Origin of the sequence: Nocardioides taihuensis (assembly GCF_042657275.1) — a bacterium.
Classification (GTDB): domain Bacteria; phylum Actinomycetota; class Actinomycetes; order Propionibacteriales; family Nocardioidaceae; genus Nocardioides; species Nocardioides taihuensis.
Map to the genome: position 1 here is coordinate 826301 of NZ_JBHSKD010000027.1, position 25539 is coordinate 851839.

Annotated in this window: 21 protein-coding genes and 1 tRNA gene; 6 read left to right on the forward strand and 16 right to left on the reverse strand. The window is 72.5% G+C overall.

Features of this window, described 5'->3' with window-relative positions; translation table 11 throughout:
* The first annotated feature begins 81 nt into the window (after positions 1 to 81).
* Positions 82 to 441: a COG4315 family predicted lipoprotein gene (locus tag ACFPGP_RS21955; protein WP_378593432.1), complete on the forward strand. Its 360-nt coding sequence runs from the start codon at positions 82 to 84 to the stop codon at positions 439 to 441.
* A 121-nt stretch (positions 442 to 562) separates the two neighbouring features.
* Here the strand turns inward: ACFPGP_RS21955 and ACFPGP_RS21960 are convergent, their stop codons facing one another.
* From ACFPGP_RS21960 to ACFPGP_RS21980, 5 genes are all read right to left on the reverse strand, one after another.
* On the reverse strand, positions 563 to 1312 hold the full coding sequence (locus ACFPGP_RS21960; RefSeq protein WP_378593434.1) for an ABC transporter permease: 750 nt from the start codon (positions 1310 to 1312) through the stop codon (positions 563 to 565).
* 17 nt (positions 1313 to 1329) lie between these two features.
* Positions 1330 to 2064, reverse strand: coding sequence for an ABC transporter ATP-binding protein (locus tag ACFPGP_RS21965; protein ID WP_378593435.1), 735 nt, complete (start codon positions 2062 to 2064; stop codon positions 1330 to 1332).
* On the reverse strand, positions 2057 to 2590 hold the full coding sequence (locus tag ACFPGP_RS21970; RefSeq protein ID WP_378593436.1) for a TetR family transcriptional regulator: 534 nt from the start codon (positions 2588 to 2590) through the stop codon (positions 2057 to 2059). Before ACFPGP_RS21970 ends, ACFPGP_RS21965 begins: the two co-directional genes overlap by 8 nt.
* A gap of 1252 nt (positions 2591 to 3842) precedes the next feature.
* The gene (locus tag ACFPGP_RS21975) at positions 3843 to 8474 is read right to left on the reverse strand and encodes a hypothetical protein (protein ID WP_378593438.1); all 4632 of its coding nucleotides are present in this window, start codon (positions 8472 to 8474) and stop codon (positions 3843 to 3845) included.
* A 62-nt stretch (positions 8475 to 8536) separates the two neighbouring features.
* Positions 8537 to 11884, reverse strand: a complete 3348-nt coding sequence (locus ACFPGP_RS21980; RefSeq protein WP_378593440.1) for a hypothetical protein — start codon at positions 11882 to 11884, stop codon at positions 8537 to 8539.
* Between the two features lie 711 nt (positions 11885 to 12595).
* On the opposite strand from ACFPGP_RS21980, the gene ACFPGP_RS21985 reads away from it, so the two are divergent.
* Positions 12596 to 12672, forward strand: a tRNA-Arg gene (locus tag ACFPGP_RS21985).
* A gap of 59 nt (positions 12673 to 12731) precedes the next feature.
* Here the strand turns inward: ACFPGP_RS21985 and ACFPGP_RS21990 are convergent.
* The 4 genes from ACFPGP_RS21990 to ACFPGP_RS22005 all read right to left on the reverse strand — a co-directional run bounded on the left by ACFPGP_RS21990 (position 12732) and on the right by ACFPGP_RS22005 (position 15923).
* Complete coding sequence (locus ACFPGP_RS21990) at positions 12732 to 13418, reverse strand: class F sortase (RefSeq protein ID WP_378593441.1); 687 nt, start codon at positions 13416 to 13418, stop codon at positions 12732 to 12734.
* 24 nt (positions 13419 to 13442) lie between these two features.
* The gene (locus ACFPGP_RS21995) at positions 13443 to 14267 is read right to left on the reverse strand and encodes a DUF4397 domain-containing protein (RefSeq protein WP_378593442.1); all 825 of its coding nucleotides are present in this window, start codon (positions 14265 to 14267) and stop codon (positions 13443 to 13445) included.
* A gap of 103 nt (positions 14268 to 14370) precedes the next feature.
* On the reverse strand, positions 14371 to 15279 hold the full coding sequence (mmuM, locus tag ACFPGP_RS22000; protein WP_378593443.1) for a homocysteine S-methyltransferase: 909 nt from the start codon (positions 15277 to 15279) through the stop codon (positions 14371 to 14373).
* On the reverse strand, positions 15276 to 15923 hold the full coding sequence (locus ACFPGP_RS22005) for a GAP family protein (protein WP_378593445.1): 648 nt from the start codon (positions 15921 to 15923) through the stop codon (positions 15276 to 15278). The genes mmuM and ACFPGP_RS22005 overlap by 4 nt, the downstream gene beginning before the upstream one ends.
* A 149-nt stretch (positions 15924 to 16072) precedes the next feature.
* Here ACFPGP_RS22005 and ACFPGP_RS22010 point away from each other — a divergent pair, with 149 nt between their 5' ends.
* Both ACFPGP_RS22010 and ACFPGP_RS22015 read left to right on the forward strand, forming a co-directional pair.
* Entirely contained in the window at positions 16073 to 16900 is an 828-nt protein-coding gene (locus ACFPGP_RS22010) for a hypothetical protein (RefSeq protein WP_378593446.1), read from the forward strand.
* An 11-nt stretch (positions 16901 to 16911) separates the two neighbouring features.
* Positions 16912 to 17772 (forward strand): hypothetical protein, encoded by an 861-nt coding sequence (locus tag ACFPGP_RS22015; RefSeq protein WP_378593448.1) that lies wholly within the window; start codon positions 16912 to 16914, stop codon positions 17770 to 17772.
* Here ACFPGP_RS22015 and idi read toward each other — a convergent pair.
* From idi to ACFPGP_RS22045, 6 genes are all read right to left on the reverse strand, one after another.
* Positions 17760 to 18341 (reverse strand): isopentenyl-diphosphate Delta-isomerase, encoded by a 582-nt coding sequence (gene idi / locus ACFPGP_RS22020; RefSeq protein ID WP_378593449.1) that lies wholly within the window; start codon positions 18339 to 18341, stop codon positions 17760 to 17762. The two genes, ACFPGP_RS22015 and idi, sit on opposite strands and share 13 nt — an antisense overlap.
* Positions 18338 to 19369 carry an NAD(P)/FAD-dependent oxidoreductase gene (locus ACFPGP_RS22025; protein WP_378593451.1) on the reverse strand — a complete coding sequence of 344 codons (1032 nt, stop codon included), beginning with the start codon at positions 19367 to 19369 and terminating at the stop codon, positions 18338 to 18340. Before ACFPGP_RS22025 ends, idi begins: the two co-directional genes overlap by 4 nt.
* Positions 19366 to 19899, reverse strand: a complete 534-nt coding sequence (locus ACFPGP_RS22030; RefSeq protein WP_378593453.1) for an isoprenylcysteine carboxyl methyltransferase family protein — start codon at positions 19897 to 19899, stop codon at positions 19366 to 19368. The genes ACFPGP_RS22025 and ACFPGP_RS22030 overlap by 4 nt, the downstream gene beginning before the upstream one ends.
* Entirely contained in the window at positions 19896 to 20957 is a 1062-nt protein-coding gene (locus tag ACFPGP_RS22035; protein WP_378593455.1) for a type III polyketide synthase, read from the reverse strand. Before ACFPGP_RS22035 ends, ACFPGP_RS22030 begins: the two co-directional genes overlap by 4 nt.
* A gap of 14 nt (positions 20958 to 20971) precedes the next feature.
* Positions 20972 to 21898, reverse strand: a complete 927-nt coding sequence (locus tag ACFPGP_RS22040) for a geranylgeranyl reductase family protein (protein ID WP_378593456.1) — start codon at positions 21896 to 21898, stop codon at positions 20972 to 20974.
* 271 nt (positions 21899 to 22169) lie between these two features.
* Complete coding sequence (locus ACFPGP_RS22045; RefSeq protein WP_378593458.1) at positions 22170 to 22958, reverse strand: UbiA family prenyltransferase; 789 nt, start codon at positions 22956 to 22958, stop codon at positions 22170 to 22172.
* A 106-nt stretch (positions 22959 to 23064) separates the two neighbouring features.
* Here ACFPGP_RS22045 and ACFPGP_RS22050 point away from each other — a divergent pair, with 106 nt between their 5' ends.
* Both ACFPGP_RS22050 and ACFPGP_RS22055 read left to right on the forward strand, forming a co-directional pair.
* A complete protein-coding gene (locus tag ACFPGP_RS22050; RefSeq protein WP_378593460.1) occupies positions 23065 to 24174 on the forward strand; it encodes an alpha/beta fold hydrolase in 1110 nt (369 codons plus the stop codon).
* A gap of 136 nt (positions 24175 to 24310) precedes the next feature.
* Positions 24311 to 25171: a class I SAM-dependent methyltransferase gene (locus tag ACFPGP_RS22055; protein WP_378593462.1), complete on the forward strand. Its 861-nt coding sequence runs from the start codon at positions 24311 to 24313 to the stop codon at positions 25169 to 25171.
* Between the two features lie 89 nt (positions 25172 to 25260).
* On the opposite strand, the gene ACFPGP_RS22060 is transcribed toward ACFPGP_RS22055, so the two are convergent.
* The gene (locus tag ACFPGP_RS22060) at positions 25261 to 25512 is read right to left on the reverse strand and encodes a dsRBD fold-containing protein (protein WP_378593464.1); all 252 of its coding nucleotides are present in this window, start codon (positions 25510 to 25512) and stop codon (positions 25261 to 25263) included.
* Positions 25513 to 25539: the final 27 nt, after the last annotated feature.

Below are 25539 nucleotides of genomic sequence, written 5' to 3' on the forward strand. Positions count from 1 at the left end.
ACCTCGAGATCGACCACGGCGTCGACTCCTCCAACACAACCGTCCTCGCCCCCGACCGTGCGGCCGCCGGAAGAAGGCCGGATGGTCGTCGCCGCCGTGAGTGACTTCGGACCGGTCCTGTTCGACGGCACTGGTCAGGCGATCTACGTGTTCGACGTGGAGAAGACTTCCCAGCCCCGCTGCTACGGGTCCTGTGCCGTCGCCTGGCCCCCCGTCCTCACCGACGGCGCCCCGCTCGCGGGCGATCGGGTGGAGGAGGCCCTGCTCGGCACTACCCGGCGTTCCGACGGCACGACCCAGGTCACCTACGACGGGCACCCCCTGTACTTCTACGCACACGAGGGCAAGGACGAGGTGAAGTGCCACGACGTCTTCCTGAACGGCGGCACCTGGTACGCCGTCCAGCCCGACGGCGATCGGGCGCCGACACCTTCGACCTGAGGTCGACTACCCACGCTCAGTCCGGCCTGGTGGCGCTCGGCCACCGTGACTCGTCCTGGCCGCCGCAAGACGTCGACGACGGCGTCCCCCACCGTGCCACGGACGCCGGCGCCGGTTCCCGTCAGGCGAGCTGCGCGCGCCGCCACCAGCCGATGGTCAGCGCACCGAGCACCGCTGCCCAGCACGGCACCACCAGCAGGTGCCACCCCGGGACCGCGGCCAGTGTGGGCGTGGATGACGCCACGGCCCAGAGTCCGGGCACCGAGTAGGGAAACCAGCCGCCGGCTCCTGCGACCGCGGCCACCTGGGCAGCCGCGACCAGTCCGACGAGGCCCCCGACGGCCGGCAGGAAGCCGCGGCCGACGCTGGCGAACAAGGCGACAGTGAGCGCCGAGAGTCCGGTCAGCGCCGACAGGAGCGCCACCCGCAGCACCGCCAGAACGTCGTCGTCGTCCGGCACGCCGAGACCGGCCACCAGCCCCACGAGCAGGGCTGAGGGGATCAACGCCACGGACACCGCAGCAGACCACAGCGACAGGACGGCGAGCTTGGCCGCAGCGACGGACTCGCGGGGAGTAGCGCTGGCGTAGAGCGAGACGACGGTTCGGTCGGCGTACTCCCGGCCGAAGCACCACGCCACCAGCACGCCCATCCCGAGCAGTCCGGCGCTGGCGTAGATCTGGGTCAGGGCGTCGAGGTAGCCGAGCCACCCCTGACGGGTCACCAGCGCCCCGGCCTTCAGGCTCATCGCGTCACCGCGGCCGCTGCCCGCCATGGCCAGAAACAGCGCCGCCATCGCGGCGGGAAGCAGCAGGAGCGCCGCCGCGGTCACGCCGGGGACGCGGGAGCGGCGGAGCTTGAGCCACTCCACGGTGCACGCAGCCTGCATCACGTCACGCGTCCGGAGCGGGAGTCCAGGTCGGCCTGGTAGACCATGGCGAAGAAGGCCTGCTCCAGCTCGGCCCGGTGCGGGTCGAGCTCACCGACGATGCGCCCGGCATGGATCACAGCAACCCGGTCGGCGATGCGGGCGACCTCGTCGAGGTGGTGGGAGGAGACGAGGACCCCGGCACCGCCGCCCGCTGCGTTGACCACCAAGTCGCGCAGAAGCACCACGCCCGCGGGGTCCAGCGCGTTGGTGGGTTCGTCGAGCACCAGCAACCGTGGACGGTGCGCCAGGGCGCTGCCCAGCCCGACACGCTGTCGGTTGCCCAGCGAGAGAGTGCCGGCTCGGCGCCCCGCGTACGCCTCCAGCTGCAGCTGTCCCAGCACCTCCTGCACCACCGCAGGCACGTCGCGGACCGGAACCCCGTGCAGCAGGGCGGCGGCCCTGAGGTTCTCGAGCACGGTCAGCTCGGGGTAGGCGAACGGCGTGTCGACCATGTGCCCCACACCCGCCCAGTGCACCCGGCTGCCCACCGGCCGGCCCAGCACCTCGACCCGTCCGGCGTCAGGGCGCACCATGCCGAGCACCAGCCGCATGAGGGTGGTCTTGCCGGCACCGTTGAGCCCGACCAGGGCCAACACCTCACCGGCCGCCACGTGGAGGTCCAGCTCACGTACGGCAGCCACATCTCCGAAGCCCTTGCTGACGGCTTCGCAGCGTGCCACGTCCTCAGCCACGACCCGGGCTCCCTTCGGGGTCGAGGACGTCCAGCGCCTCGACCAGCCGCGTCGCCAGCGAGACGTCGTCATCGCTCAACGACCAGGCCAGGACGGCGGCGGTCAGCGCTCCGATCGCGGCTGCTGCGGCGACCCGCTCTGCCAGGCCGGGCTCCGCGTCCACGGTGAGTGTCAGGGCCTGCGCCACGACGTCCTGGGTGGCCACGGTGTTGGCCCACATCCCTGCCAGCAGCGTCGGGGTGCTCGCCCCGATCCGCACCCGTGCACGTACCTGTGCCTCCTCGGGGAGCTTCACGTCCGACACCGCGGACCGGAGCCCCTGGCATGCCCGCACCAGCGGCGGGAGCTCAGGCGGGGTGGCAGCAACGGCCGCCGCGAGCGCCGGATCGAAGGGGTCATCGAGCACCACCGACTCCTTGGTCGGGAAGTAGCGGAAGAACGTCATGTGGCTCACGCCGGCCGCCTGCGCGATCTGTTCCACCGTCGTCCGCTCGTAGCCCTGTTCCGCGATCAAGCGCAGAGCCACCCCTTGAAGCCGGTCGCGGGTGCGCTGTGCGCGGGCCGTGATCACCCCTGCATGTTAGTGACTAACATGCAGGGGTGCAACAGGCAGCATGTGCCCCCGCGGCCCCGGAGGAGTTGGTGGATCAACACCGGGCCCACCAGGTCGCGAGTCTCGCTGCCCAATAAGGCCCAGATGAGGAAGCCGTTGCGCGAGCCGCTTGCCGATCTGATCCTTCACCTGCCGCTGGGTCGGGTTCCATGATTCCACCGAACGGCCTCGACGCCCCGCGCATCAGGGACCATCGGCCCAAGGACGTGTCGCGCACCGGCAAGTGACGTCCCGACTCGCCAGGTCAGCCCAGGCGCAGCCCGGTGCCCAAGCTTCGTCCAGAGCAGGTGAAGAAGACCACGAACGTTCACATTCGGCCGCTACCTTCTGCGCCAAGGGCGACCCTCTCGACCGGAGCCTCGAGCGCAGGCTGCTCGGCAGGATGCTCGCCACGACCCAGGGGTCCGTCGACACCGTGGCGGCCGACCACGCCGCCGGGCTCCTGAACGATGTCGAACGCTCCCTGCGCCTCGACCTCCTTCGACGATGATGTGGCCTCAGCCACCCTTGGCGGCCGGCCGCTGCGCGTGCAGGAAGACGCCCTTCGCCGCGCGTGCCCCCCGCGCGAAGGGCAACGGGCGGTGCAACCGAGCTGCAAGACGGGCGGCACGCCAGCTCAACTGGACCGAGTCCAACAGAGCTGGACACTTCGAGCCATGGCCGGCCTCAACTGCACGGTGATGATCCGTTCGCGGGCGGGACAGGCCCAAGCGCTGCGTGAGTACACTTCCGCTGGGATCGGTCGAACAACACAGTGGTTATCACGAGGGTAATCCCGACCGTACTTCCGCCCCCCGCCTCCGTAGGGGGTAGGAGGCCGTGCTGAGTCCTGTAGTGGTGCAGCCGTCCAGCTCAGTTCCCACCTGCGTTCCAGAACGACAGACTGCCGAGTCCAGAACGGCCTTCCCGGCGTCCCCCCGCTGCGACTGGCACGCCACGCTGCACCCGGATTCTCATTGAGCAGGTGTCTCAAGGCGCTGCCCGACTCCAGGCAACGTTCGTCCGGCGATCTCAGAACTCGGCGCGGAGTGATCGCTGCTGGCAGCCGACGTCAGGTGCTCCGCCCACCTACCGTCACGTCGCAGGCACGAACAAGCTCGCGCGCGGATTCTGCGCGCGGCCTGCGTCTGCCGCGGCCGCGCGCTCGAGCGTCTGGATCAGGTGATCAGCCCACCGTGACCCTCGTCGTCACGACGTTGTTCCGCAACTGACCAGCGTTGGCCACACCCGGTCCGCCCGGCCGCTCCCACGTGTCGAGAGGAACGACCTGGACCGTCAACGTACGCGTGCCGGGCGGCAGCCCGAGCGGCAACGTCACGTTCTGGACGCCGCCGCGCGCGATGGTCAACCTCTTGGTCACTGACAGGCCCTGAGCCGGAGACGCGTTCGACGGCATCGGCAAGGTGGCAGGCGAGCAGGCCGCCGACCTCGCGCACGACCAGATCCGGAACTCGACCCGGTCACCGGCCAGAGCCTGGGAGGATCGGACTCCCAGCTTCAGCGAGGACCCGTCCGCGGAGACCTGCAGTTCCGAGGCGCTCACGGAGAGGTCGCTTGACCGCGCCGGGGTACCCGTGAAGCGCTGCAAGAACAACCCCTCGTTGTTGGTGGTCGGGCACCGGGAGAGCCGATCGTCGTAGACGCTGGTCGGGTCGTAGTACTCCGAGTGGAGCGCGTCGAGCAGCGGGTAGGCGTTCTTGCACGCCGCCAGGTCGACAGGCTCCCACGGGTGGATCTCGGTGGTCCCTGCCGGTGGCTTGATCACGCCGTAGATTGCCAGCGGGTTCTCCGGCGAGCCGCGACCGGCGAGGCCAGGCGGCGGTGTCCAGGTACCACTCACGAGCGACTGGTCCCTGGCGGGGATGCAGAAGGCTGCTCCTGAGCAGACCAGGGGTGCGTCGGAACCAGTCCTGTCCTGGGTGATCTCGGTGACGAGATAGCCACCCCGCACGGGATCGCCCACGAAGTAGCGGATCTTCGCCGGCTTCTGACTGGTGAAAGGTTTGAGGCTGTAGTTGTGGACGAAGGACGTAAGCGTCAGCGGCTTGCCGGTCTCCGCGGCGGGGACCGGCTCGCAGAAGCTGCGGCTCAAGTCGGCGTCGAACTTGCAGGTCCAGGTCTGGAAGTCCGGGCTCCGCAACAGGTTCCCGAGGTCGTAGGGCGTGTTGTTCGGGTCCCGGAACGGCGTCATCAGCCGCGGCAGGGCGAAGGCAAGGTCGGGGTTACGCCGGTAGACGTCGCCCCAGATGCCTTCGGTGCAGCTGGTCCGGCAGTCGGCCGTCCACTCGAGCACCATCGCCTGGGTCACCGGGTCCGCCGCGAGGTAGGGACGCACGAAGTAGCCGGTACCTGTCTTGAGATTGGAGCCGATCTTGACTGCAAAGGTCGTACCGCTCGTCGCCTGCACCGTCCGGCTGACTGCCTCCGACCGCTTGTAGTGTCCACCCACCTCTACCTTGGCCGCCGTACCGACGTTGAACGCTTCCGCGCCGAAGACGACCTCCAGATCGAGGCTCGTGTCGATGGACCACGACGCGGAAGCCTTGAACTCGCTCTCGTCCTTCACCTCGACGGTGTTCTCGAAGCTCGCGCCGCGGGACACGGCGATGTCCTGGTCCACGAAAGCCCCGGGCGTGCGGCGCAGGGAACCGGGGGGACAACCGGTGCAGTTCGTTTCGTCCTGATCACCCGCCCGCCAGCTTCCGGACGGCAGGTCACCACTGGTGCGGCGCAGCACGAGCTTGTCCGCTGCTTGAACTTCAGTCACGAGGTAGGACCCGTTGAACCGCTGACCCGGCCCGGTGAGGCCGGTCAGGCTGACCGGCACGGCGGCAGCGGCACACGGGTAGTCGGTGAGGTAGCCCGGCTCCTGCACATCACGGTCACCGTCAGGAAGGGCGAATCCGGCAAGCTCGCAGGTCCACCCGTGATTCGAGCTCGTCGTGATCGTCAGCTCGGTGCCCTCGGCCTCGACACGCTCTACCTGCTTGGCGTCGGCCGCGATGTCCGCCGCCTTCTGTGGGTAGGACAGCACGTTGTTCGGGACGCTGCTCAACCACCAGCTCGATGACAGCTCGGGATCGTGTGCGTCGATCCACTGGAACCTCGTCTCCGCGGGACTGTCGACGCGCACGTAGCGGCCGGGTTCCAGGTTTGCTCCGAAGGACGAGACGCCGGGGTAGACCGGCCACTCGAGGGTCTCGATCGTCTGGACGGCGGCGAACGCGCTGTCCGCGCCCGCGGCGACCTCACGGTTCGCTGAGTAGGTGAACGTTCGGCCGGCCTTCGCCTCGTCCTCCTGCTGCGCCTCGTAGTCGACCTTCAGCTTGAGCGTGAGCCCGGCGCAAACCCCTCCGTCACACTCGGGGTCCCCTTCGTCATCCTCACCTACGTCCCCCACCCACGCGGTGCCAGTGAACCCACCGCTCACGCCCCAAGAGTTCGAGAAGCTCGCCGACATCGATGTGTCCACGGAGGTCGTGGTCGCGTAGCTGCTCGAGGTGCCGCAGTCGTCGGACTTGTTCAGCGCGAAGCAGCCGTTCACGTCGTCGGTGTCGTTGTAGGAGATGAGGCCGTCGACCTTGCCGTCCGAGCCGCCGTCAAAGGCGTCGAAGTGGACCGGTGGCGACTTCAGGACCAGCAGCGGCTCCACCTTGCCTACTGTGAGGTAGCTCACCGGCGCCCCGAGCGTCTCGCTGTCGGCGTCGAGATCGGCAAGCTCCGCGGAGACGAAGCTGCGCTCGCTGGCCGCGCTGTAGCTCATGTCGCCGATGAAGCCCGCAGTGAAGACCGGTGTCGCCTGTGCCGGTGCCGAGATAGCCAGGTCCGCCCCATCGGCGTCGACGCCGAAGGCACGCACCGCCACTCCGGTGCCGGTCGTGCCGGCGCCACAGGTTTCGGGCGCGTCGCAGGTCCAGGCGAGGACGATGTCGGGGTTGGTGGCGTTGGGCATGCCCACGCCGGCTGGGTCCTCGACCCGTCCGACCTGGCCCACTGCGAGGTCGATCTGCCCGCTCCAGTCCGGACCGATCGCGGTGGCGACACCGTCCAGCACGTCCGTGCCACCGCGACTGCCGAAGACCTTCAGGTCCACCTCGGCGAGCGTCTGGTTGAAGTCGAGGTCGACCCCCCGCGTTGACGCAACGACGGGGTCGTCGACCCCGTCGCCGTCCACGTCGTCGGCGGCGACCTTGATCTGCGCGTGCCGCTGGACCGCTATGGCTTGGGAAGCTCCCGACGAGGTCGCCAGCAACCGCCCCTGAGCGAAGGAGACACCGTACGCCGCGTTGATATCGAGCACGGCGAGCTCCTGCACCACGGTCGTACCACGGTTGCGAACGGTCCCGACCACCAGGTCGGCCCCGTCCTCGTTCCCCGAGGTGGCGACGTTGCCCACGGCCAGGTCGATCGACTCGGTGGTCGCCGCTGTCGTCGTGGCGGAACCGTCGGCGGCTATGTCGGGCAGCCGCTGGGTTCGCACCGAGACCAGTTGGCGCGAGTCGTTCCACCGGAAGATCCGAACCTGCGAACAGGGTGCACCCGAACAGATCGTGCCGTGCGCGACGGCAATCTCGTCGGGCAAGCCGCCGTCCAGGTCTCCGACCGTGATCGCGAGGGGCTTCCGCGCCCCCACCAAGGTGCCGACGTTCGCGACGTCGCCCAGACGGAACGGCGTCGCGGTGCTCGGGCGAACCGTGAACGCCGCGACCTCGGCCGCCGCGCCGGGCCCGGCGAAGGCGACGGCCAACCCCGGGCTGGTTCCGATCACACCCACGGAGCACCCGTCGACGCAGTCCGCGGCCGGCCAGTCGTTGGGCAGCAGCGTGTTGTCCGGCAGGCAGGTGAAGCCCTCCGGGCACTCGCCGGGGCTGGCGTTCAGCAGTGACCCGACCCGCACCGTGAAGGTGGTGCCGTCGGCCGCCACCTTCTCCACTGCCTGGAGCCCTTCGCCGAAGGCGCCCGCGCACGAGGAGGTCCCGTCCTCGGCGGTGAGGCAGAGGCTCTCGTTGAGGAGGTAGGCCTCGTTGAGGTCGAACCGGACCGCTTCGCCGGCGCGCAGCTCGGACGGCTGGTCGGTGGTGAAGGTGACGAACATGCCGTTGCCGTCGGGGGCCGGCTGGAAGGACGCCCCGATCACGGTGGCCGTGGTCTGAGCGATGTTGCCGGCCGCCAGTCGGATGGGGGCGAACTCGGTGTCGAGGTCGAGGCCGGTCCGCTGCCACGGCGCGTACTCGTTGACGGCCGGGTCGTAGAGGGAGAGGCAGAGCTCGGAGGAAGGTCCTGTGAAGGACTGGCACTCGGCCGCATACACCAGTTCCTCGCGGCCGTCACCATTGGCGTCGAGCCGAGTGAGCGCCATGTCTCCCGACGCCGCTGCCCGCGGAACGCCGCCGTTTGTGGACGGCTCGACGGGTGTGGCGTTCTTGTAGAGGTAGTAGTCCTCCGGCGACTGTCCCGGGTCGCGCGCCCCCACTCGGATCCGGTTGTCAAGCAGACAGGCCTCCTGGTCGGGCACGCATCCACCGAGGAAGTCACCCGCGGCGAAGTCACGCGGCGCGAGCCTCGGCACCTCGCCTGTGGCGGTCCGCGACAGGAGACCGAGCTCGTACTCGCCGATGGTCTGTCCGACCGGAAAGGTCACCGGTTCGAGCCCGAACTCGCAGGGGATTGCATCGCCGCGCTCGTCGAGGCACGAGTCGCTTGTCGCGGCGGCTGCTCGCGGCGCCACCTCCAGTGACTCTGGGACCAGCGCAGGTCCCAGCGCGCCCAACAGTGCCAGCACCGTCAGCACGGCCACGGCCACGCCGTACCGGCCGAGACGGCGGGCCGGGAGCACGTGTGTGATCTTCCTGGCGCCCATCAGTGGATCTCCGCTCCGTCGATCGAAACCAGGTCGAGGGGCCCAGGCCCCTTGCTCTTCACCTTGACGAGCAGCGTGTGCGGCCCATCGGTGAGGCCGTCGAAGGTGTGGACGACAGTGCCCGCCACGTCGGCGTAGCCGGTGACGACCTCGCGCAGCACCCCGTCGACGTAGACCTTTGCCTCGCCCTCGCCCGGTCCCGAGGGTCCGTACCAGCTGACGCCGGTGCCTTCGAACGCGAGCTGCCACGTGGATCCCCGCGCCCGGGAGCGCAGCAGTGCGCCAGATGCGTCGTCGACCGCGGAGCTCCAAGTCTGCTGGGCGACCGGCGACCCGACGAGCCCCGACCTAGTCTCCAGGCCGTCGAGACCGACAAAGGTGTTGCGTGCCTGGCGGCTGGCCCTACCCAGCGCGGTGAAGGTCGCCGTGTGCGCACCCCGGCCCACCCGCAAGATCGCGTGCACGAGACCTGGATGGGGCGCGGGGGCGTAGAGGTTGATCACCAGCGGCTTGCGGTCGTCCACCTGCACGCTGGCCTTGCCGAACTTGGGCCCGGAGGGAGTGATGAGCCTCAGGTGTCGGCCCCGGAAGTCGAAGTTCAGGGCCGCTCCCGCCGTGCGTTCCCGCAGGTAGGTTCCGTCGAGGGCCTTCCGGGCGCGGACCACACCCCACGCCGAGTTGGCGCTGGGCGTGACGGCGTCGACCGACGTCGCGGCACGGAACTCGCCGATGTCGGCGGTAACCGGAACCCCGGAGACCGTCGCCGGCTCGACACCGGCGGGATTCACCTCGAGCTCGTATGAGCCACCGGGCACCCAGCCGGCTACGGGTCGAACCTCGGCCAGCGCGACGCCTGCTGCGCAGTCGACCACCGAGCCGTCCCCGTCACGGCAGATCAACGTGGTGCTCACGGGCAGTCCGGAGGATGCCGACCGAAGTACGACGTTCGAGCCGGTGACCGCGTCGGCGGGAAGGCCGAAAGTGACGGTGGCGGGGTCGTCGAGAGTGGCGGGCCCCGCGACGACCGCGTCCACGCCCGGGAAGTAGCCGATGGCTACGGGATTGGGCACCGGCAGCGGGTCCGGGTCACCAATCTGACCGTCCTCCCGGCTGCCCCAGCACCAGACGTCCCCGTCCTTGATGGCACAGGTGGTCTCACGCCCGGCGCTGACCGCCGTGGCGCCGGGCAATGCTACGGGGCTGCCGACCGGGTTGGTGGACCCCAGCTGGAAGGACTCGTTAGCGCCCCAGCACGTCAGCCCCGAGGGGGATGCCGGGACCACGACGCACGTGTGCCGCCCGCCAATTCCGAGATCCGACCCGGAGACCGTGGAAAGAACAAATCCTCCCGCCGGGTCCGCAGCGCCCAACTGTCCCGCGTCGTTGTCGCCCCGACAGATGAGCTGGGCGGGGCGCAGCTGACACGTCTGGTTGCCCCCCGCGAAGACTGGGCCGGCGTACTCCGGGTGCGCGGCGTATCTCTGCGACGTCACGGGGAAGCTCGTCTGGGAGCCGGTGACCGCGGGAGGCCTGCCCAGGGACAGGCTGGAGAACGCCTCAGCACCCGCCGACACCTGTCCGGCACCGTCAGCACCCCAGCACCCGAAGGCGGTGGACACCTGCGCCCCGGTGTCCTGGCGCACTCCGACGCAGGTGTGGTGCCGACCGGCTGCCAGCGAGGTGATCTCGTCAGTGGCGAGGGAGTTCCCGTTGAGCCCGTCCCGCCAGATCCAGGCGGGCACGCTGCGGGCCGGGATGCTCCGGAAGGACACCCGGCCCCAGCCGGCGACGTCGCCACCACCGGCGGTGATGCGGACGAGGCGGGAGAGTCGCGGTCCGTTGGTGCCCTCGTCGTCGTCGCTGACGGCGAAGCCGCCGTCCGGGAGGCTCGTGACGTCGATCGAGGCGTGGAGATCCGTGCCCACAGCCGCGCTCGTGGGCACCTCGGTCAACGTTCCTGCTCCGGCGCCGAACGCGTCGGCGGTGGCCAGGCACAGTGGCTGCGTGGCGGGACTGCCCGGCGCATCGATGTACTGGCCGTGGTCCTCGGGGATCTCCGGGGCCGGGTCCTTGGCGAGCCGCTGGGTGAGGGTCCGGGTGATCAGGTCGTACTGGAGCAGCACCGACAGGTAGCCGTCGTCCCCGGTGCCGAACCGGCTGTGCTGGAAGTCCGAGAGCCGGCGTGTGAAGGTCCAGTCTGCCTTGGTGGGGTCGTCGGGGACGTCCTGCGACGTCGCGGTGTAGTCGTCGCGGATCGCGCAGTCCTCACCGACCTGGCGGAGCGAGAACTCGGACACATAGGTGAGGCTTGTGGTGAACCGCACGACGCGCTCACCCTCGAGCGCGAAGATCGATGTGGCGGTCCCGGTCTCGTTGCGGCTGGCCGCAAGATCGGTGATCGGGCCGGTGGTGTTCGGCACCTTGACCAGGCCGCCGAGCGGCGCCCCGGTCGCGTCGTACCGCCGCAGCCAGCTCACCGGTGGGCCGGAGTCCCGGACCACGCCGGCCACGACCCCTCCATCCGGCGTGGGAGCGAGCCCGACCAGCCGGCACAGGTCGCCCGTGCAGCCCATGGCGGGGTCGGTCACGTTGGCGGGACCCGCGACACCTCCGTCCGACAGCAACCGGTAGAGAAGGGGAGAGCCGCCCCGCGGGTCGGCCGCCCACGCGCCGCCGTCGCCGGTCGGGGCCACCGCCCCGCCGGGAGCGGCCCCGCTGCCCACCCGCCAGGACTGCTCGGTGTTGCCATCCTCGTCGAAGGCGAAGACACGGGCGTTCTGGGTGCTGGTGAAGACCCGGCCTGCCTCGTCGGACGCGACGCTGTCGTGCCCGAGAAGCAGGCCTGCGGAGAAGTTCCCGTAGCTCAGGTTCGCGTCGGCAACCGACCCGAGGCCCAGCTGGCCGAACCCGTTGGCCCCCCAGCACCACACCTCCTGGTCGGGCTCGGCCCCGGTCACGACGCACGTGTGCGCCCGCCCGGCCGCGACCATGGTGGCGCCGGTGACGCCCTCGGCCACGACCGGCAGGCTGCTCTGCTTCGTGCTGCCGTTGCCCAACTGCCCGGAGTCGTTGCGGCCCCAGCAGGCGACCTCGCCGTCCACACCGAAGACCGCGCAGGTGTGGTGGGCACCGGCCGCCAGGGCGGTGACCCCCGACAGCCCCGGAACGAGACCGGGGCGCCACTCGTTCTCAACGTCGCTTCCCGTTCCCAGCTGGCCAAACGTGTTGTCGCCCCAGCACCAGACCGCGCCGCCGGTGGACAGCGAGCACACGTGTCCGTCGCCGACCACCACGTCGGACATCACAGCGCCGGAGTCGAGGTGGTCGGCCGTGGCCGGAGTGGCCACCGCGACCAACATCCCGAGCGGAACGAGGGCGGCAGCGACGAGGAGGCGAACGACGCGCTGGTGACGCGTCCGGCTGGGGCGAGAACGCGGCGGCATCGACACGGAGGTCCTGTTCGGTACTAGCAAGCCGCCCCATGGCCCGGGATCACCCGGACCCAGCCTGACTCATGGTTCAGGGCAGTCAAGCAGGTCGTTCTTGCACCCTGACATAGCCCGAAGGGGCTATCAGACGTGACGACCGGGACGGGACGTTCCCGGACAGACCGACGGTGCAGGGCTGAGTTCACCGGAGGCACACGAAGCGTGGAGCGATGCCGACGTCATGCACGGAGTTCCCGCGCGCCCCTCGACCGATGCCAGTCGACGCAAAGGTCCGCCCCGCGAGGGAGCGGGCTAGACAACCTCGGGCAGCCGGGCCTAGCGGTTGCACGCGGGTTGGGGTGGAGGAAGTTCAGGAACCTCACCGGTCCGGTGAGCCTCGGACTCCGAGGAGGTGGCCATGCCAGATCGCGTCCGTCGCCCAGGACAGTGGCGGTGATTCTCCGGCGCGAGGAGTACGCCGCGAACACGACTTGCTGGTGACGGGCGAACTCAACTGTCGCACAGGGTGGCAGGCTCGGGACCTAGCTCATGCGTAGACTGACGCCGGGTTCGGCGAGAACGACACCGTGGTCATCCCGAGGGTCATCCCGACCGTACTTCCGACCCCCCGCCTCCGTAGCTCAGCTGGATAGAGCAGCGGCCTTCTAATCCGCTGGTCGCAGGTTCGAGTCCTGCCGGGGGCGCCATGCAGGGGGCGCCATGCAGGGGGCGCCACGCGTGCTCGCGACGCCTCCAGAGACCGGGTTCACCTGCGCGCCGGGACGGCGGTGACGACGAGGTTCTGCTGGTAGCCGCCCTGCTCCGGCAGGTACGGGCCGGTGCAGGTGACGATCCGGAGGCGCTCCGGGCCCGTGCGGGCGAAGACGGTGGCCGGGAGCGCCTGCTGGTCGAAGCGCTCGATGCTGTCGACGCGGTAGGTCCGTCCGGCGCCGGTACCCGTGGCGAGCTCGACCCAAGCGCCGGCGGTGATGGTCTGCAGTGCGACGAGGGGTCCGACGCCGTAGGTGCGGGAGTCGACGTGCCCCGCCAGCACCACAGACCCACGCTCGCCGGGCGCGGCACCGAAGCGGTACCAGCCGAGCACGCGTGGGTCGTCGGGCAGCTGCATCTGCCGGTCCTCCGACACCCCGACCGGCCGCACGGTGGCGTCCAGCCCGATGCTGGGGACCCGCACCCGGGACGGCGGTCGGGGCTGGCCGGTGGACGAGGCGCCCAGCGACGCATCGTGCGCCTCGACGGTGTCGGCCGGGGGTCGGGTCGGGCCCGGTCCCGGACGCGGCGAGGTCGCCGGCGCGGAGACCGCGGCGTCGCCGCGGACCTCCTGGACCTCCGGCGCGCCGTCCCCGGTCGTGAGGGTGACGACGCTGAGCAGGAGGCCGGCCACCGCAGCTATCGCCACGGCCCACCAGACTCTCCTGCCCCGCGTCGTCATGGTCGTGCCCTACGGTCCGCTACCTCAGCGACGCGCGCGCGCCGGCACCAGGCGGGTCCCGGCGAGGCCGAGGGCCAGCAGCGAGGCAGCTCCCAGGCCGAGGGCCCACAGCGGGGCTCCCTCCTCGGCGACCGCGGCTCCGGTCTCGCCGCCGGGCACGCCGGCCGGGGCCGAGTGGAGCCCGTCGATCGTCTGCACCGCGAGGTCGAGGTTGTCGTCCTCGGCGGAGCCCCACGCGTAGACGATGGTGGACGTGCCCTCCACCAGGTCGAGGTCGGCCGGACCGAGGACGGCCTGGTTCTTGCCGGCCAGCGTCACGTCGGCGGTGTAGGTGCCCGCGGGGACGTCGGCCGAGGCCTCGTCAGGGTTCGCGAGGTCCGCGAACAGCACGTTGCCGTCCGCGCGGACGTCGACCGGGGGCGCGGCGGCCGTGTGACGGACGACGAGTCGCGCCTCGCCCGGGTCGGTCGGCGACACGTCGTTGACGTACGGCGTGAGCACCGGGTTGCCGTCGGCGTCGAGGTGGGCGACCACGGTCGCGTTGGCACCGGCGGGCACCTTCACGCCCTTCGCCTCGATGGCCGGGTCCGCGGTGTCCGGGTCGTCGCCGTCGGCGAACACCTGCAGGTCGTAGGTGCCGGCGGGCAGGGTGAGCGGGTCGGTGAGGGTGCCGGGCTCGAAGTTCGGGATCAGCTCCTCACCGTTGGCGTACACGTCCACGGTGAGACCGGGGACGGCGTGCAGGACCGACACGGTCGCGTCCGAGGGGGCGGCCGAGGCGGGCGCGGTCATCGCCGCGGGGACGGCCGCCAGACCGACGGCGGAGATGAGGACAAGGGTTCGCTTCATGGCTGAGCCTTCCTGGGAGACCTTGCTGTCCAAGGTTTGTCCTAGGTTCGGAGCCATGGCGGTGCCGGATTGGCCGGGCTTGCGAATTCTTCCCGGGACGCCCTCACTGCCGGGACAGGTGACGGGCGAGCGCGGCGATCTCGGCGGGTCCGTTGCCGCAGCAACCGCCCACGAAGCGGGCGCCCGCGTCGACCCAGCTGTCGACGAGGCCGAGGTCGACGGGGTCGCCGTAGGCCCAGCGCTTCGCGGCCGGGTCCCAGCTCCCGCCGCGGTTGGGGTAGGCGACCGCCGGGAGGCCGGTGGCGGCCACGGCGTGGCGGACGGCGCCGAGCACGTCGGCCTGGTCGGAGCAGTTCACGCCGGCGGCGACGAGGCAGGAGGCGCCGGCGAGCACGGCGTACGCCGCGTCCAGCGGCTGGCCGGCACAGGTGGTGTCGCCGCGGACGGAGTAGCTGAACCAGGCGGGGACGCCGAGCTCCTCGAGCAGCGGGACGAGCACTTCGGCCTCGTCGGCGTCGGGGATCGTCTCGACGGCGAGGAGGTCGGGACCGGCGGCGGCAAGCAGCTCGAGGCGGGGGCCGTGGAAGTCGCGCAGCCGCGAGGTGGGGACGCCGTAGCGGCCGGTGTACTCCGAACCGTCGGCGAGGTGCGCGCCGTACGGCCCCACGGAGGCGGCCACCCGCAGGCCGGGCCGGTCGAGCCCGTCCCGCACCTCGCGGGCGATCGTGACGCTGCGGGTGATCAGGGTGCGCGCGGCGCCGGGGTCGAGACCGGCGGCGACGAAGCCCTCGACGCTGGCCTGGTAGCTCGCGGTCGTCGCCACCCGAGCCCCGGCGTCGAAGAAGGCGCGGTGCGCGGCGGCGATGCGGTCCGGCTCGTCGGCCAGCAGGCGCGCGGTCCACAGCGAGCCGCCGAGGTCGGCGCCCTGCTCCTCGAGGGCGGTGGACAGGCCGCCGTCGAGCACGACCACCTCGAGGGCGTCGGAGGAGGCGGCACCGGAGCGGGCGCTCACAGGCCACCGACCCCCTTCCAGAGCACGGCCGCGCCGATCACGACGAGCACGCTACCCATCACCGCGTCGAGGTGGGTGACGAGCCAGTCCTTGACCCGGCCGAGGCTCCGCAGCGCCCGGTCGCCGAGGGCGAGGTGGGCCAGCACCGGCGCCGCGGCGGTCGACGTCGCGAGCGCGGTGAACGCCACGACGAGCCCGAGCTCACGGGCGCCGCCGTCGGTGTCGGCGCCCAGCGAGAAGCCGCCGGCCAGGGCGAGCAGCGCGACCTTCGGGTTGGGGGCCGAGGCCAGCAGCCCGAACCGCAGTGCGGACCGCGGCGTGGCCTCCTCGAGCGAACGCATCCACCCCGGCACCTCGGGCTCACCGCCGGGACGACGCACGAGCTTGACCGCGCCGTACACCACCAGGAGCACGCCGAGCGCGACCCGTGCCCAGCTCACCCACGAGGGCGGCGCGTCGGGCAGCGTGAGGACGTCCGCGAGGACGACGGCCGACGCCGTGACCGCGCCGACCCCGACGGCCCAGCCCGCGGCGAACCCGGCCGAGCACGCCCCCGGGCGGGCCGCGAAGAGGAGCAGGACGGCCGGCACGACGGCGAACGGCGAGGCCGCGATGCCCACGGCCGCCAGCAGGGCCTCCTCCACGGCCACATCATCGCAGGCCCGGGTGGTGCTAGGCGTCCGGTGCGGCGGCGACGAGCCGCGGTGACGTTGTCCTCTACCTGCCGTTCCCGTGGCTGCGTACGGTGGAGACGACGACGGGGCCGGGACCCAGGAGGTCTCCCGAGGTGGTCATGTCCCACGGTCGTCTGGTCGTGGCGACGGCGTCGCTCGCCGCGCTCACGCTCGCACCGGCGTCCCTCGGCGCACCGGCGCAGGCCGCGTCACCCCCGAACGACGACGTCGTCGGCGCGATGACCGTCACCGTCCCGGGCTCGATCGGCCAGAGCAACGCCGGTGCCACGTCGAGCCCCGGCGACGGACGGCACGTCGGTGGGCACAGCATCTGGTTCACGTTCCGCGCCAGCCGGAGCACCACCCTCCTCTCGACCACCGCGGGCTCCACACCCGACACGCTGCTCACCCTCTTCCAGGGTCCGCGCAGCGACCGCACGCTGGTCGACTGGGACGACAACGGTGGTCCCGGCCAGTCGTCGGCGGAGCGGACCAGGGTCGTGCGGGGGCACCGCTACTGGATCGCGGTCAGCACCGCCCGCGGACCGGGCGGCCACGTCGTGCTGACCCTCGGCAAGGTCGCCGACCCCGCGTACACCGTGGACGTCGAGTCCGCCACCGCCGGCACCGCGTCCGGCCGCCTCGTGCTCACCGGCACCATCACCTGCGCCACTCCCTCCGAGGTGTGGCTGTACGGCGGCGTGAGCGAGCGCGTCGGTGACGCCGTCGCCCGCGGGTTCACCTACCTGGAGGTCCGGCGCTGCGGAGGTGCTCCCACCCCGATCACCCTGACGCTCGACAGCGACACCGGCTGGGCCTTCGAGGCCGGCCAGGGAGTGTTCGTGAGCAGCGCCGAGGTGTGGGACGGCATCACGCACACCGGCCTGACCTTTGACTCCGGGGTCTTCCCCATCGTGGAGGACCCGCTCGCCCGCACCACTCGATGACAGGGGGAACCATGTCCAGGTCGACCACGACCCGACGACCCCGCCTCGGCGCGCTGATCAGCACAGCCGCGGCAGTGGCCCTCGTGCCTGCCTTCCTCGTCGCGCCGGCACAGGCAGAACCGCCGGCGAACGACGACATCTCCGGTGCCACGGTCGTGACCACCACGCCGGGCACCTACTCGGTCGACACCACCGAGGCGACCGCCGATCCGACCGACGGCCGTCACGTGGGTGCCCACAGCGTCTGGTTCACGTTCAGGTCCGACCACACCGGCCGGCTGGCGCTCACCACCGCCGGCTCGTCGTACGACACGCAGCTCGCGGTGTTTGCCGGCCCGCGCAACCACCGCCGGCTCGTCGACGCCGACCGCAACCGTGGGCCGGGAGCCTCGGCCGCGGTGCGGATGCGCGTCCACGACGGGGTGAAGTACTGGATCGCCGTCAGCTCGCAGGGGCCGTCGCCGAGCAGCGGGACCGCGCTCCTGACGATCGGTCGGGTCGCGAACCCGGGCTTCGCGCTCACCAACCTCGAGGCGACGTCCGGCGGTCTGTCCGGTCGCCTGAGCGTCACGGCTGATGTCACGTGCACCACGGAGTCCCTGCTGTACGTCTACGTCCGAGCCAGCCAACGGGTTGGCGGGGACAACGTGGCGCTCGGGTACTGGGACGGCGGCGGCTTCGAGTGCCGTCCCGACGCACCGATCCCGGTCACGCTCGCGTTCGACAGCGTGACGGGGTGGGCCTTCCAGCCCGGACAGGCCGTGCTCAGCGGCTCGTACGAGATCTGGGACGGGATCACCTGGGACTACACGTCCTTCGACCCCGTCGTCGTGGACGTCGTCGACGCGCCCCTGGCGCGTCAGACCCGCTGACGCGCGGCGGCCGGCAGGAGCCCGGGGTCGGCCTCGGGTGACGACCACGGCTCCGCCGGCAGCTGACCGACCTGGTCGGCGCACCAGGGACTCACGTCCCGGGCGCCGGCCAGGACCTGCGTGCGGAGCTCGACCCAGTCGACCCAGGCGACGTCGTCGACCTCGTCGGGGTCGGGGCGGGCCTGGGCTGTCGTCGTCCCCACGAACACCGGGCACATCTCGTTCTCGACCGTGCCGTCGTCCATCGCGAACCGGTAGCGGTAGGCCGGCAGCACCAGCGTGAGCGTCTCGAGCTCGAGACCGAGCTCGTCGCGCGCGCGCCGGCGCACGGCGTCCTCCAGCGGCTCCTGCGGCCCGGGGTGGCCGCAGACCGTGTTGGTCCAGGCGCCGGGCCAGGTCTTCTTGTGCAACGCCCTGCGGGTCAGCAGCAGGCGGTGGTCCGCGTCGAGCACGTAGCAGGAGAACGCCAGGTGCAGCGGGGTGTCGGCCCCGTGCACCTCCGCCTTGTCCGCGGTGCCCACGGCCCGGCCCTCCTCGTCGAGGAGCACCACGAGCTCGCGGGCGCTCACGCCGCGCTCCCGGCCGGGCGGGCGAGCTGGTCGACGATCCCGCGGAAGACGCCGGGCAGCAGGTCCGCGGCCGGTACGACGGCCCGGCGCGCAGGCGTGCGCGAGACGGCCAGCAGCCCTGCGGTGAGCAGGTCGTGGCGGCGGGTGAGCCGCCGCGCCTCCTTCTCGTACGACGTGGGGTCGTCCGCCGCGACGCAGCGGACGGCGAGCCCGGCCTGGGCGAGGCCCCCGGCGATGCCCTCGCCGGTCAGCGCGTCGACGTAGCCCGCGGCGTCGCCGACCAGCAGCACGCGGCCGGCCGAGCGGGCCCGGGCACGCTGCCGGAGCGGTCCGGCGCCGAGCACCCGGCCGAGCGCGGCACCGCGCAGCCGGTCGGCGAGCGCGGGGAAGGCGGCGAGCAGCTCGGGGAAGGGCCCGGGGCGCGTGGTCAGCACCGCGACGCCGACGCAGTCGTCGGCCACGGGGGTCACGTAGGCCTCCCCCAGGTGGCCCCAGTGGACCTCGACCAGCGAGGTCCAGGGGGCGAGGGGCACGTGCACCCGCAGACCGTAGCGACGGCCGCGGCGGACGGGCACGTCGAGGCCGAGTCCGCGGCGCACCGTGGAGTGCAGGCCGTCGGCGGCCACCACCCAGCCGGCCCGCTCGCCGTCGACGTCCACCCCACCGGGCACCGGACGCACGTCGTGCACGCCCCGCTCCACGACCGGCACGCCGGCGTCCGCGATCGCCTCGCGCAGCCGGGCGTGCAGCGCGGTGCGCCGTACCCCCAGACCGGGGCCGTGGGTGAACGGCGCGTCGACGCTGCGGTCGCCGGCGAGGTAGCGGATGCCGTCGACCCGGTGGCCCGGAGGAGAGATGCCGAGCTCGGCGAGCAGGGCCACGGCACCGGGCATCAGCCCCTCTCCGCAGGCCTTGTCGACGACGCCCGGACGCCGCTCGCGTACCTCCACGTCGATCCCCGCCCGCACGGCGAGCAGCGCGGTGGCCAGCCCGACCGGTCCGCCGCCGACGACGACGAGATCCCTCATGCGGGCCTCCCGGCAGGGGCGAGGGCCAGCGCAGTGTTCTCGACGCGCAGCCGGACGCGGAGCAGGAAGGCGTTCGCGACCGTGAACACCAGGGCCGTCACCCAGGCGGCGTGCACCATCGGCAGCGCGACCCCCTCGACGACCACGGCGACGTAGTTGGGGTGGGAGAACCACCGGTAGGGGCCCGACGACACCAGCGGCAGGCCGGGCACCACGATCACCCGGGTGTTCCAGCGCCTGCCCAGGGTCGCGATGCACCACCACCGCAGCGCCTGGGCCGCGACGACGAGCGCCAGCATCGACCACGCCAGCGCGGCCGGCACGTCGGGCTGCACGACCCACGCCTCGACCAGCATCGCGACCAGGAAACCGGTGTGCAGCACCACCATCACCGGGTAGTGGCCCCGCCCCTCCTCGACGCCACCGCGGGCCAGCGCCCAGGCGGCGTTGCGCTTCGAGACGACCAGCTCGGCCACCCGCTCGAGCCCGACCAGCCCCACCAGCACGGTGAACGCCACCAACGAGGTCACGCCGGCTCCCCCGCCCGCACCAGCACCAGCTCGGAACAGAACCCCGGACCCATCGCGACGACGAGCCCCCAGCTCCCGGGTGCGGGCGGCCGGTCACGCAGCGTGTCCTCGAGCACGTGCAGCACCGACGCCGAGGAGAGGTTGCCGATCCGGGCCAGCGACTCCCAGGTCAGCTCGGTCGCGCGGCGCGGCAGCTCGAGCGCGGTCTCGACCGCCTCGAGCACCTTGGGCCCGCCGGGGTGGCAGGCCCACCAGGCGACGTCGTCGAGCCCGAGGCCGTGGTCGGCGAGGAAGCCGGTGACGTCCTCGCGCAGGTAGGTCTCGACCAGCTCGGGCACCGACACGTCGAGGACGATCCGCAGCCCACCGGCGGTGACGTCCCACCCCATCGCCCGCTCGGAGTCGGGGTAGAGCCGGCTGCGCGAGTCGAGCACCTCGACCGCGCCCGGAGCCCCGGCCGAGCCACGCGCCACGACGGCTGCTGCCCCGTCACCGAAGAGGCCGCTGGCCACCAGGTTGGCGACCGAGGTGTCGTCGCGCTGCACGGTCAGCGAGCAGATCTCGGCGGACACCAGCACCGCGACGTCGTCGGGGTGCCCGACGAGGTGGTCGTTCAGCCGGGCCAACCCGGCCGCGCCCGCGACGCAGCCGAGCCCGACGAGCGGCCAGCGCTTCACGTCGGGCCGCAGGCCCACCTCGGCGGCGATCCGGGCGTCGATCGAGGGCACGGCGAGGCCGGTCACCGTCGTCACCATCACCACGTCGACCTCGTGCGGCGCGACCCCGGCGGCGTCGAGCACGTCGCGCAGCGCCCGCGACCCGAGCCGCACCGCGGCCTCGATGAAGAGGTCGTTGGCGTGCCCGAAGTCGGTCATCGCGCCGTACGCGTCGAGCGGCTGCACCAGGTGGCGGTGCTCGACGCCGGCGTTGCCGTGCAGCCGCCGGAGCAGCCGGTCGTCGACCGGCCCGGTCGCGATCACCTCGGCGAAGGCGTCGGTGATCTCCTTCTGCGCGTAGCGGTGCTCCGGCAGTGCACCGCGAACGGCGAGGATCTGCATGCCCGTCTCCTTCGTCATGGGGCTGGACGCCCCGGTACCCCGTCGGTTCCACCTCGTGCCGGGCCGCGCACCAGCCCGTTCACCAGCCCGTTGACCAGCCCGTTGACCAGTCGGGGTGTGATCACCCCGCGGCCGAGCCCGATCTCGACCAGGTCGTCGAACGCTCCCGGGTCTCGGCGCGCGGCCGTGATGCCGGCGCCCACCCAGCGCGGCGAGCGCGAGAGCCGGGAGGCCACCGTGGTGTGCCGCAGGTGCCGGGCCAGCAGGCGCCGCACCTCCCTGCGGTACGCCGCGCCCGCGAGCGCCGGCGTGCCGTCGGCCACGGCTGCGGCGGCCGCCCGGCCGGCCCGGATGCCGGTGGCGACGGCGTAGTAGATGCCCTCCCCCGTCATCGGGTTGACCAACGAGGCGGCGTCGCCCGCGAGCAGCACCGGCCCGTCGGGCTGCTGCCACGACCAGCCGGAGAGCGGGAGGTGGTGGCCGCGCCACCCGCGGCCGCCGTCGGTCGAGCCCGGCAGCAGCAGCTCGAGCTGCTCGAGCAGCACCGCCCGCGGCGTCGCCTCGTCGTCACCGCCCGCCAGCAGCTCGCCGTACCCGACGTTGGACAGGCCGTCGCCGCGGTCGAACGCCCAGGCGTACGACGGCTGGCGCCGCTCGCCGTACGCGATCACCTGCGTGCCGCGGCGGTCGGCGGGCGTCGGGGCGTAGCCGCGCAGCGCGAGCGCGCGCCGCCCCGGCCGCCCGAGCCCGACGGCCGCGCGGACCACCGAGTGGACGCCGTCGGCCCCCACCACCACCGGCGCGCGCAGCGCGCCGTCGAGCACCACGCCGTCGGGGCCGACCTCGACGCCTCGGACCCGGTGGCGGCGCAGCACCGCGCCCGCGGCCACCGCCGCGTCGACGAGGCGGGAGTCGAAGACCTCGCGAGGGATGACCCACACCGACCGGCGCATCGGCCGCTCGACCCGAGCTCACCGCGGGTCAGGGCGAGCCGCTGCAGCGGCTCCCACCCGTCGGCCGCGTCGGTCACGCCGACCTGCGCGAGCTCGTCGAAGACGTGGGCAGCGATCCCGTCGCCGCAGCACTTGTCGCGCGGGAAGGCGGCCCGGTCGAGCAGCAGCACGCGCAGCGCCGGGTCGCGCTGCAGGGCGCCCAGCGCCGCGCCGGCGCCGGCAGGGCCGGCGCCGACGACGACGAGGTCCCAGTCCTCGGTCACCGGAGCGCCGCCGCCAGCAGGAGGACGTCGACGAGCGCGATCGCCATCGCGGCCCGGAAGGCCGTGCGTCCGCCGGAGGTGGCGGCCACGACGACCAGCGCGGCGACCACGACCAGGCCCACCACCGCGAGCACGAGGTCGAGGCCGGCACCCAGCACGACCACCACCGAGCCGGTCGCGAGCAGCGCACAGGCCAGGAGCACCGAGACGCGTGCGCCGAGCCGGTGCGGCAGCCCCCGCACCCCGGTCGCAGCGTCGTCGTCGAGGTCGGGCACGACGTTCACCAGGTGCGCGCCCACCCCGAGGAGCGCGCCGACCACCGGCACCCACCGCGCGAAGCCGGAGCCACCGTCGACCCGGCCGACGAAGACCGGCAGGCCGCCGAACGCCACGGCGTACGGCGCCCACGACCAGGCCGTGGACTTCAGGCCGAAGTTGTAGGCCCAGCCCGCCGCCACGCAGACGAGGTGCACCGCCCCCGCCACCAGCCCGCAGGCCAGCGACAGCGGCACGCACAGCACCACGGCGGCCGCGCAGAGACCGCGCACCAGCGCGGCCGAGGCCTGGCCGTTGGCCAGCGGCTTGTCGCCCCGGTGGGCGGCGCGGTCGCGGGCGAGGTCGACGAGGTCGTTGCTCCAGCCGATGGAGAGCTGGCCGGCGAACACCGCCGCCACGACCAGGGCCACCCACAGCGCGTCCAGCCCGGCGGCCACGGCGAGCAGGCCACCGGCCAGGGTCACCGCGAGCGCGGGCCCCGGGTGCGCGGCCCGCAGCACGGCGCGCACGGGCGCGGCCGGGGCGGGGGATGAGGTGGTGGCGGCGATCGCAGGGGCCTCTCGTCGGTCGTGGCGATCATGGCACGCGGCCGAAGCCGCGCCGTACGATCCCGGGATGGGAGCGCAGCGGGAGACCCCCGGCGCGACGCCGGTGCAGGACATCAGGTTCTGCCGGTCCGCCGACGGCACCGGCATCGCGTACGCCGTGCACGGCTCGGGTCCGCCGCTGGTGATCGACGCGTGCTGGCTCTCCCACCTGCAGTTCGACTGGCAGAGCCCGGTGTGGCGCCACTGGCTCGTCGAGCTCGGCCGGATCGCCACCGTGATCCGCTTCGACGAGCGCGGCCACGGGCTCTCCGACCGCGACGTCACCGACCACAGCCTCGAGCTGCGGATCGCCGACCTCGAGGCGGTCGTCGACCACGCCGGGCTCGAGCGCTTCGCGCTGCTGGCGATGGCGCAGGGCGGTCCGGTCTCGATCGAGTACGCCGTGCGTCACCCCGAGCGGGTGAGCCGGCTGATCTTCCACAACAGCTACGCCGGGGCGCTGGCCGACGCCACCCCGGAGGAGATCGAGCTCGACGCGACGTTCGACTCGCTGATCAAGGTCGGCTGGGAGCGACCCACTCCGGAGTTCCGCCGAGTCTTCACCTCGCTGATGATCCCGGACGCCACCGAGGAGCAGATGCGCTGGCTCGACGAGCTCCAGCGGATGGCGGTCACGGCCGACACGGCGGTGGTCGCCCGCGCCCAGCGCCGCACCGCCGACGTCCGCCACCTGCTCCCCCTCCTCGACGTCCCGACCCTGGTGCTGCAGTGCCGCGACGAGAAGATGAACAGCTTCGCCCAGGCCCGCCACCTCGCCTCCCACATCGAGGGCGCCCGGCTCGTGGCGCTCGAGAGCAAGAACCACATCCTGCTCGCCGACGAGCCCGCGTGGCCGCACTTCGTGCACGAGGTCGACGCCTTCCTCGAGGACGACCGCGCGGCCGCGCCGACCGCGACCAAGCCGGCCGCCGAGGCCGTCACCGGGCTGCTGTCCGCGCGCGAGCTCGACGTGCTGCGCGCCGCGGCCCTCGGCCGCGACAACGACACCATCGCCGCAGAGCTGCACCTGAGCGTCCGCACGGTCGAGCGCCACCTGCAGAACGTCTACGCCAAGCTCGGCCTGCAGGGCCGCTCCGCCCGCACCGCCGCCGTCGCCCGGCTGCTCGCCGGCGCCTGACACCGCTGCGCAGCGACTACGCGTCGGCCGTCACCCGGCGCCTGCCGCCGGGCGCGGGTTGCGCGCTGGCACCGATGCCGCGCACCGTCGGCGATTCCTACGGTGACGACACCTGACCGCACCGGAAGGAAGCACCATGACCAGCACGGCCGCCACCAGCACCACCACCAGCACCGCCCCGGTCACCGCCACCCCCGAGGACCGCGCCCTCAAGCAGAAGCACGCCGCCATGTGGGCCTTCGGCGACTACGTCGCCGTCGCCGACGAGCTGGTCGGCAGCCTCGGCGAGGCCCTCGTCGCCGCCGTCGGAGTACGCGACGACCAGCGGGTCCTCGACGTCGCCGCGGGTAGCGGCGCCGCCGCGCTTCCCGCCGCCCGCACCGGCGCCGACGTGGTCGCCACCGACCTCACCCCCGAGCTGGTCGAGGTCGGGCGCCGCCGCTCGCAGGCCGAGGGGCTCACCATCGACTGGCGGACCGCCGACGCCGAGGCGCTGCCCTTCGCGGACGCCGAGCACGACGTCGTGCTGTCGTGCATCGGTGTGATGTTCGCGCCCCACCACCAGCTCGCCGCCGACGAGCTGGTGCGCGTGCTGGCGCCGGGCGGCCGCCTCGGCGTCCTCAGCTGGACGCCGGCCGGGTTCATCGGCCAGATGTTCGCCGCGATGAAGCCCTTCGCCCCGGCTCCGCCCCCGGGGGCCTCCCCGGCGCCGCTGTGGGGCGACCTCGACCACGTGCGCGGACTCCTCGGCGGCCGCGTGGAGCGACTGGAGGCCCAGCAGGCCACGCTCCGGGTCGACCACTTCGCCTCGGGCGCGGAGTTCCGCGACTACTTCAAGGCCAACTACGGCCCGACCATCGCGGTCTACCGCTCGCTGGCCGAGCAGCCCGAGCGGGCGGCCGAGCTCGACGCAGCCCTCGCCGACCTGGGCGACCGGCACCTGACCGACGGCGTCATGGAGTGGGAGTACCTGCTGGTCACCGCGCACCGCGCCTGACGGCTCGCGCCCGCCAGCCCCGGCGCTGACCCGCGAACACCTCACGCTGACCCGCTGTCAACCAACGGCGGGTCAGCGTGGGGGTCGGGTCAGTTGAGCGCCTCGACGTCGTCGAGGGCGGTGGACAGCAGCTGCTCGGCCAGCGCGGCCAGGGCGCGGCCGGCCGCCAGCTCGTAGCCGATCTCCGGCACGTCGTACTGGTCGTGCGGGGACAGCGTGGCGACGCCGGTCGCGGTCACCGACGACGTGTCGTCGGTGATGAGCCGGGCCTCGGCGTGGGTCCGGCCGTCGATCTCGCCCAGGTACAGGTCCACGGACCACCGGGTGACGTGCTCGCTCATGGTCGTTCCTCCCTCGGGGGCTGTGCC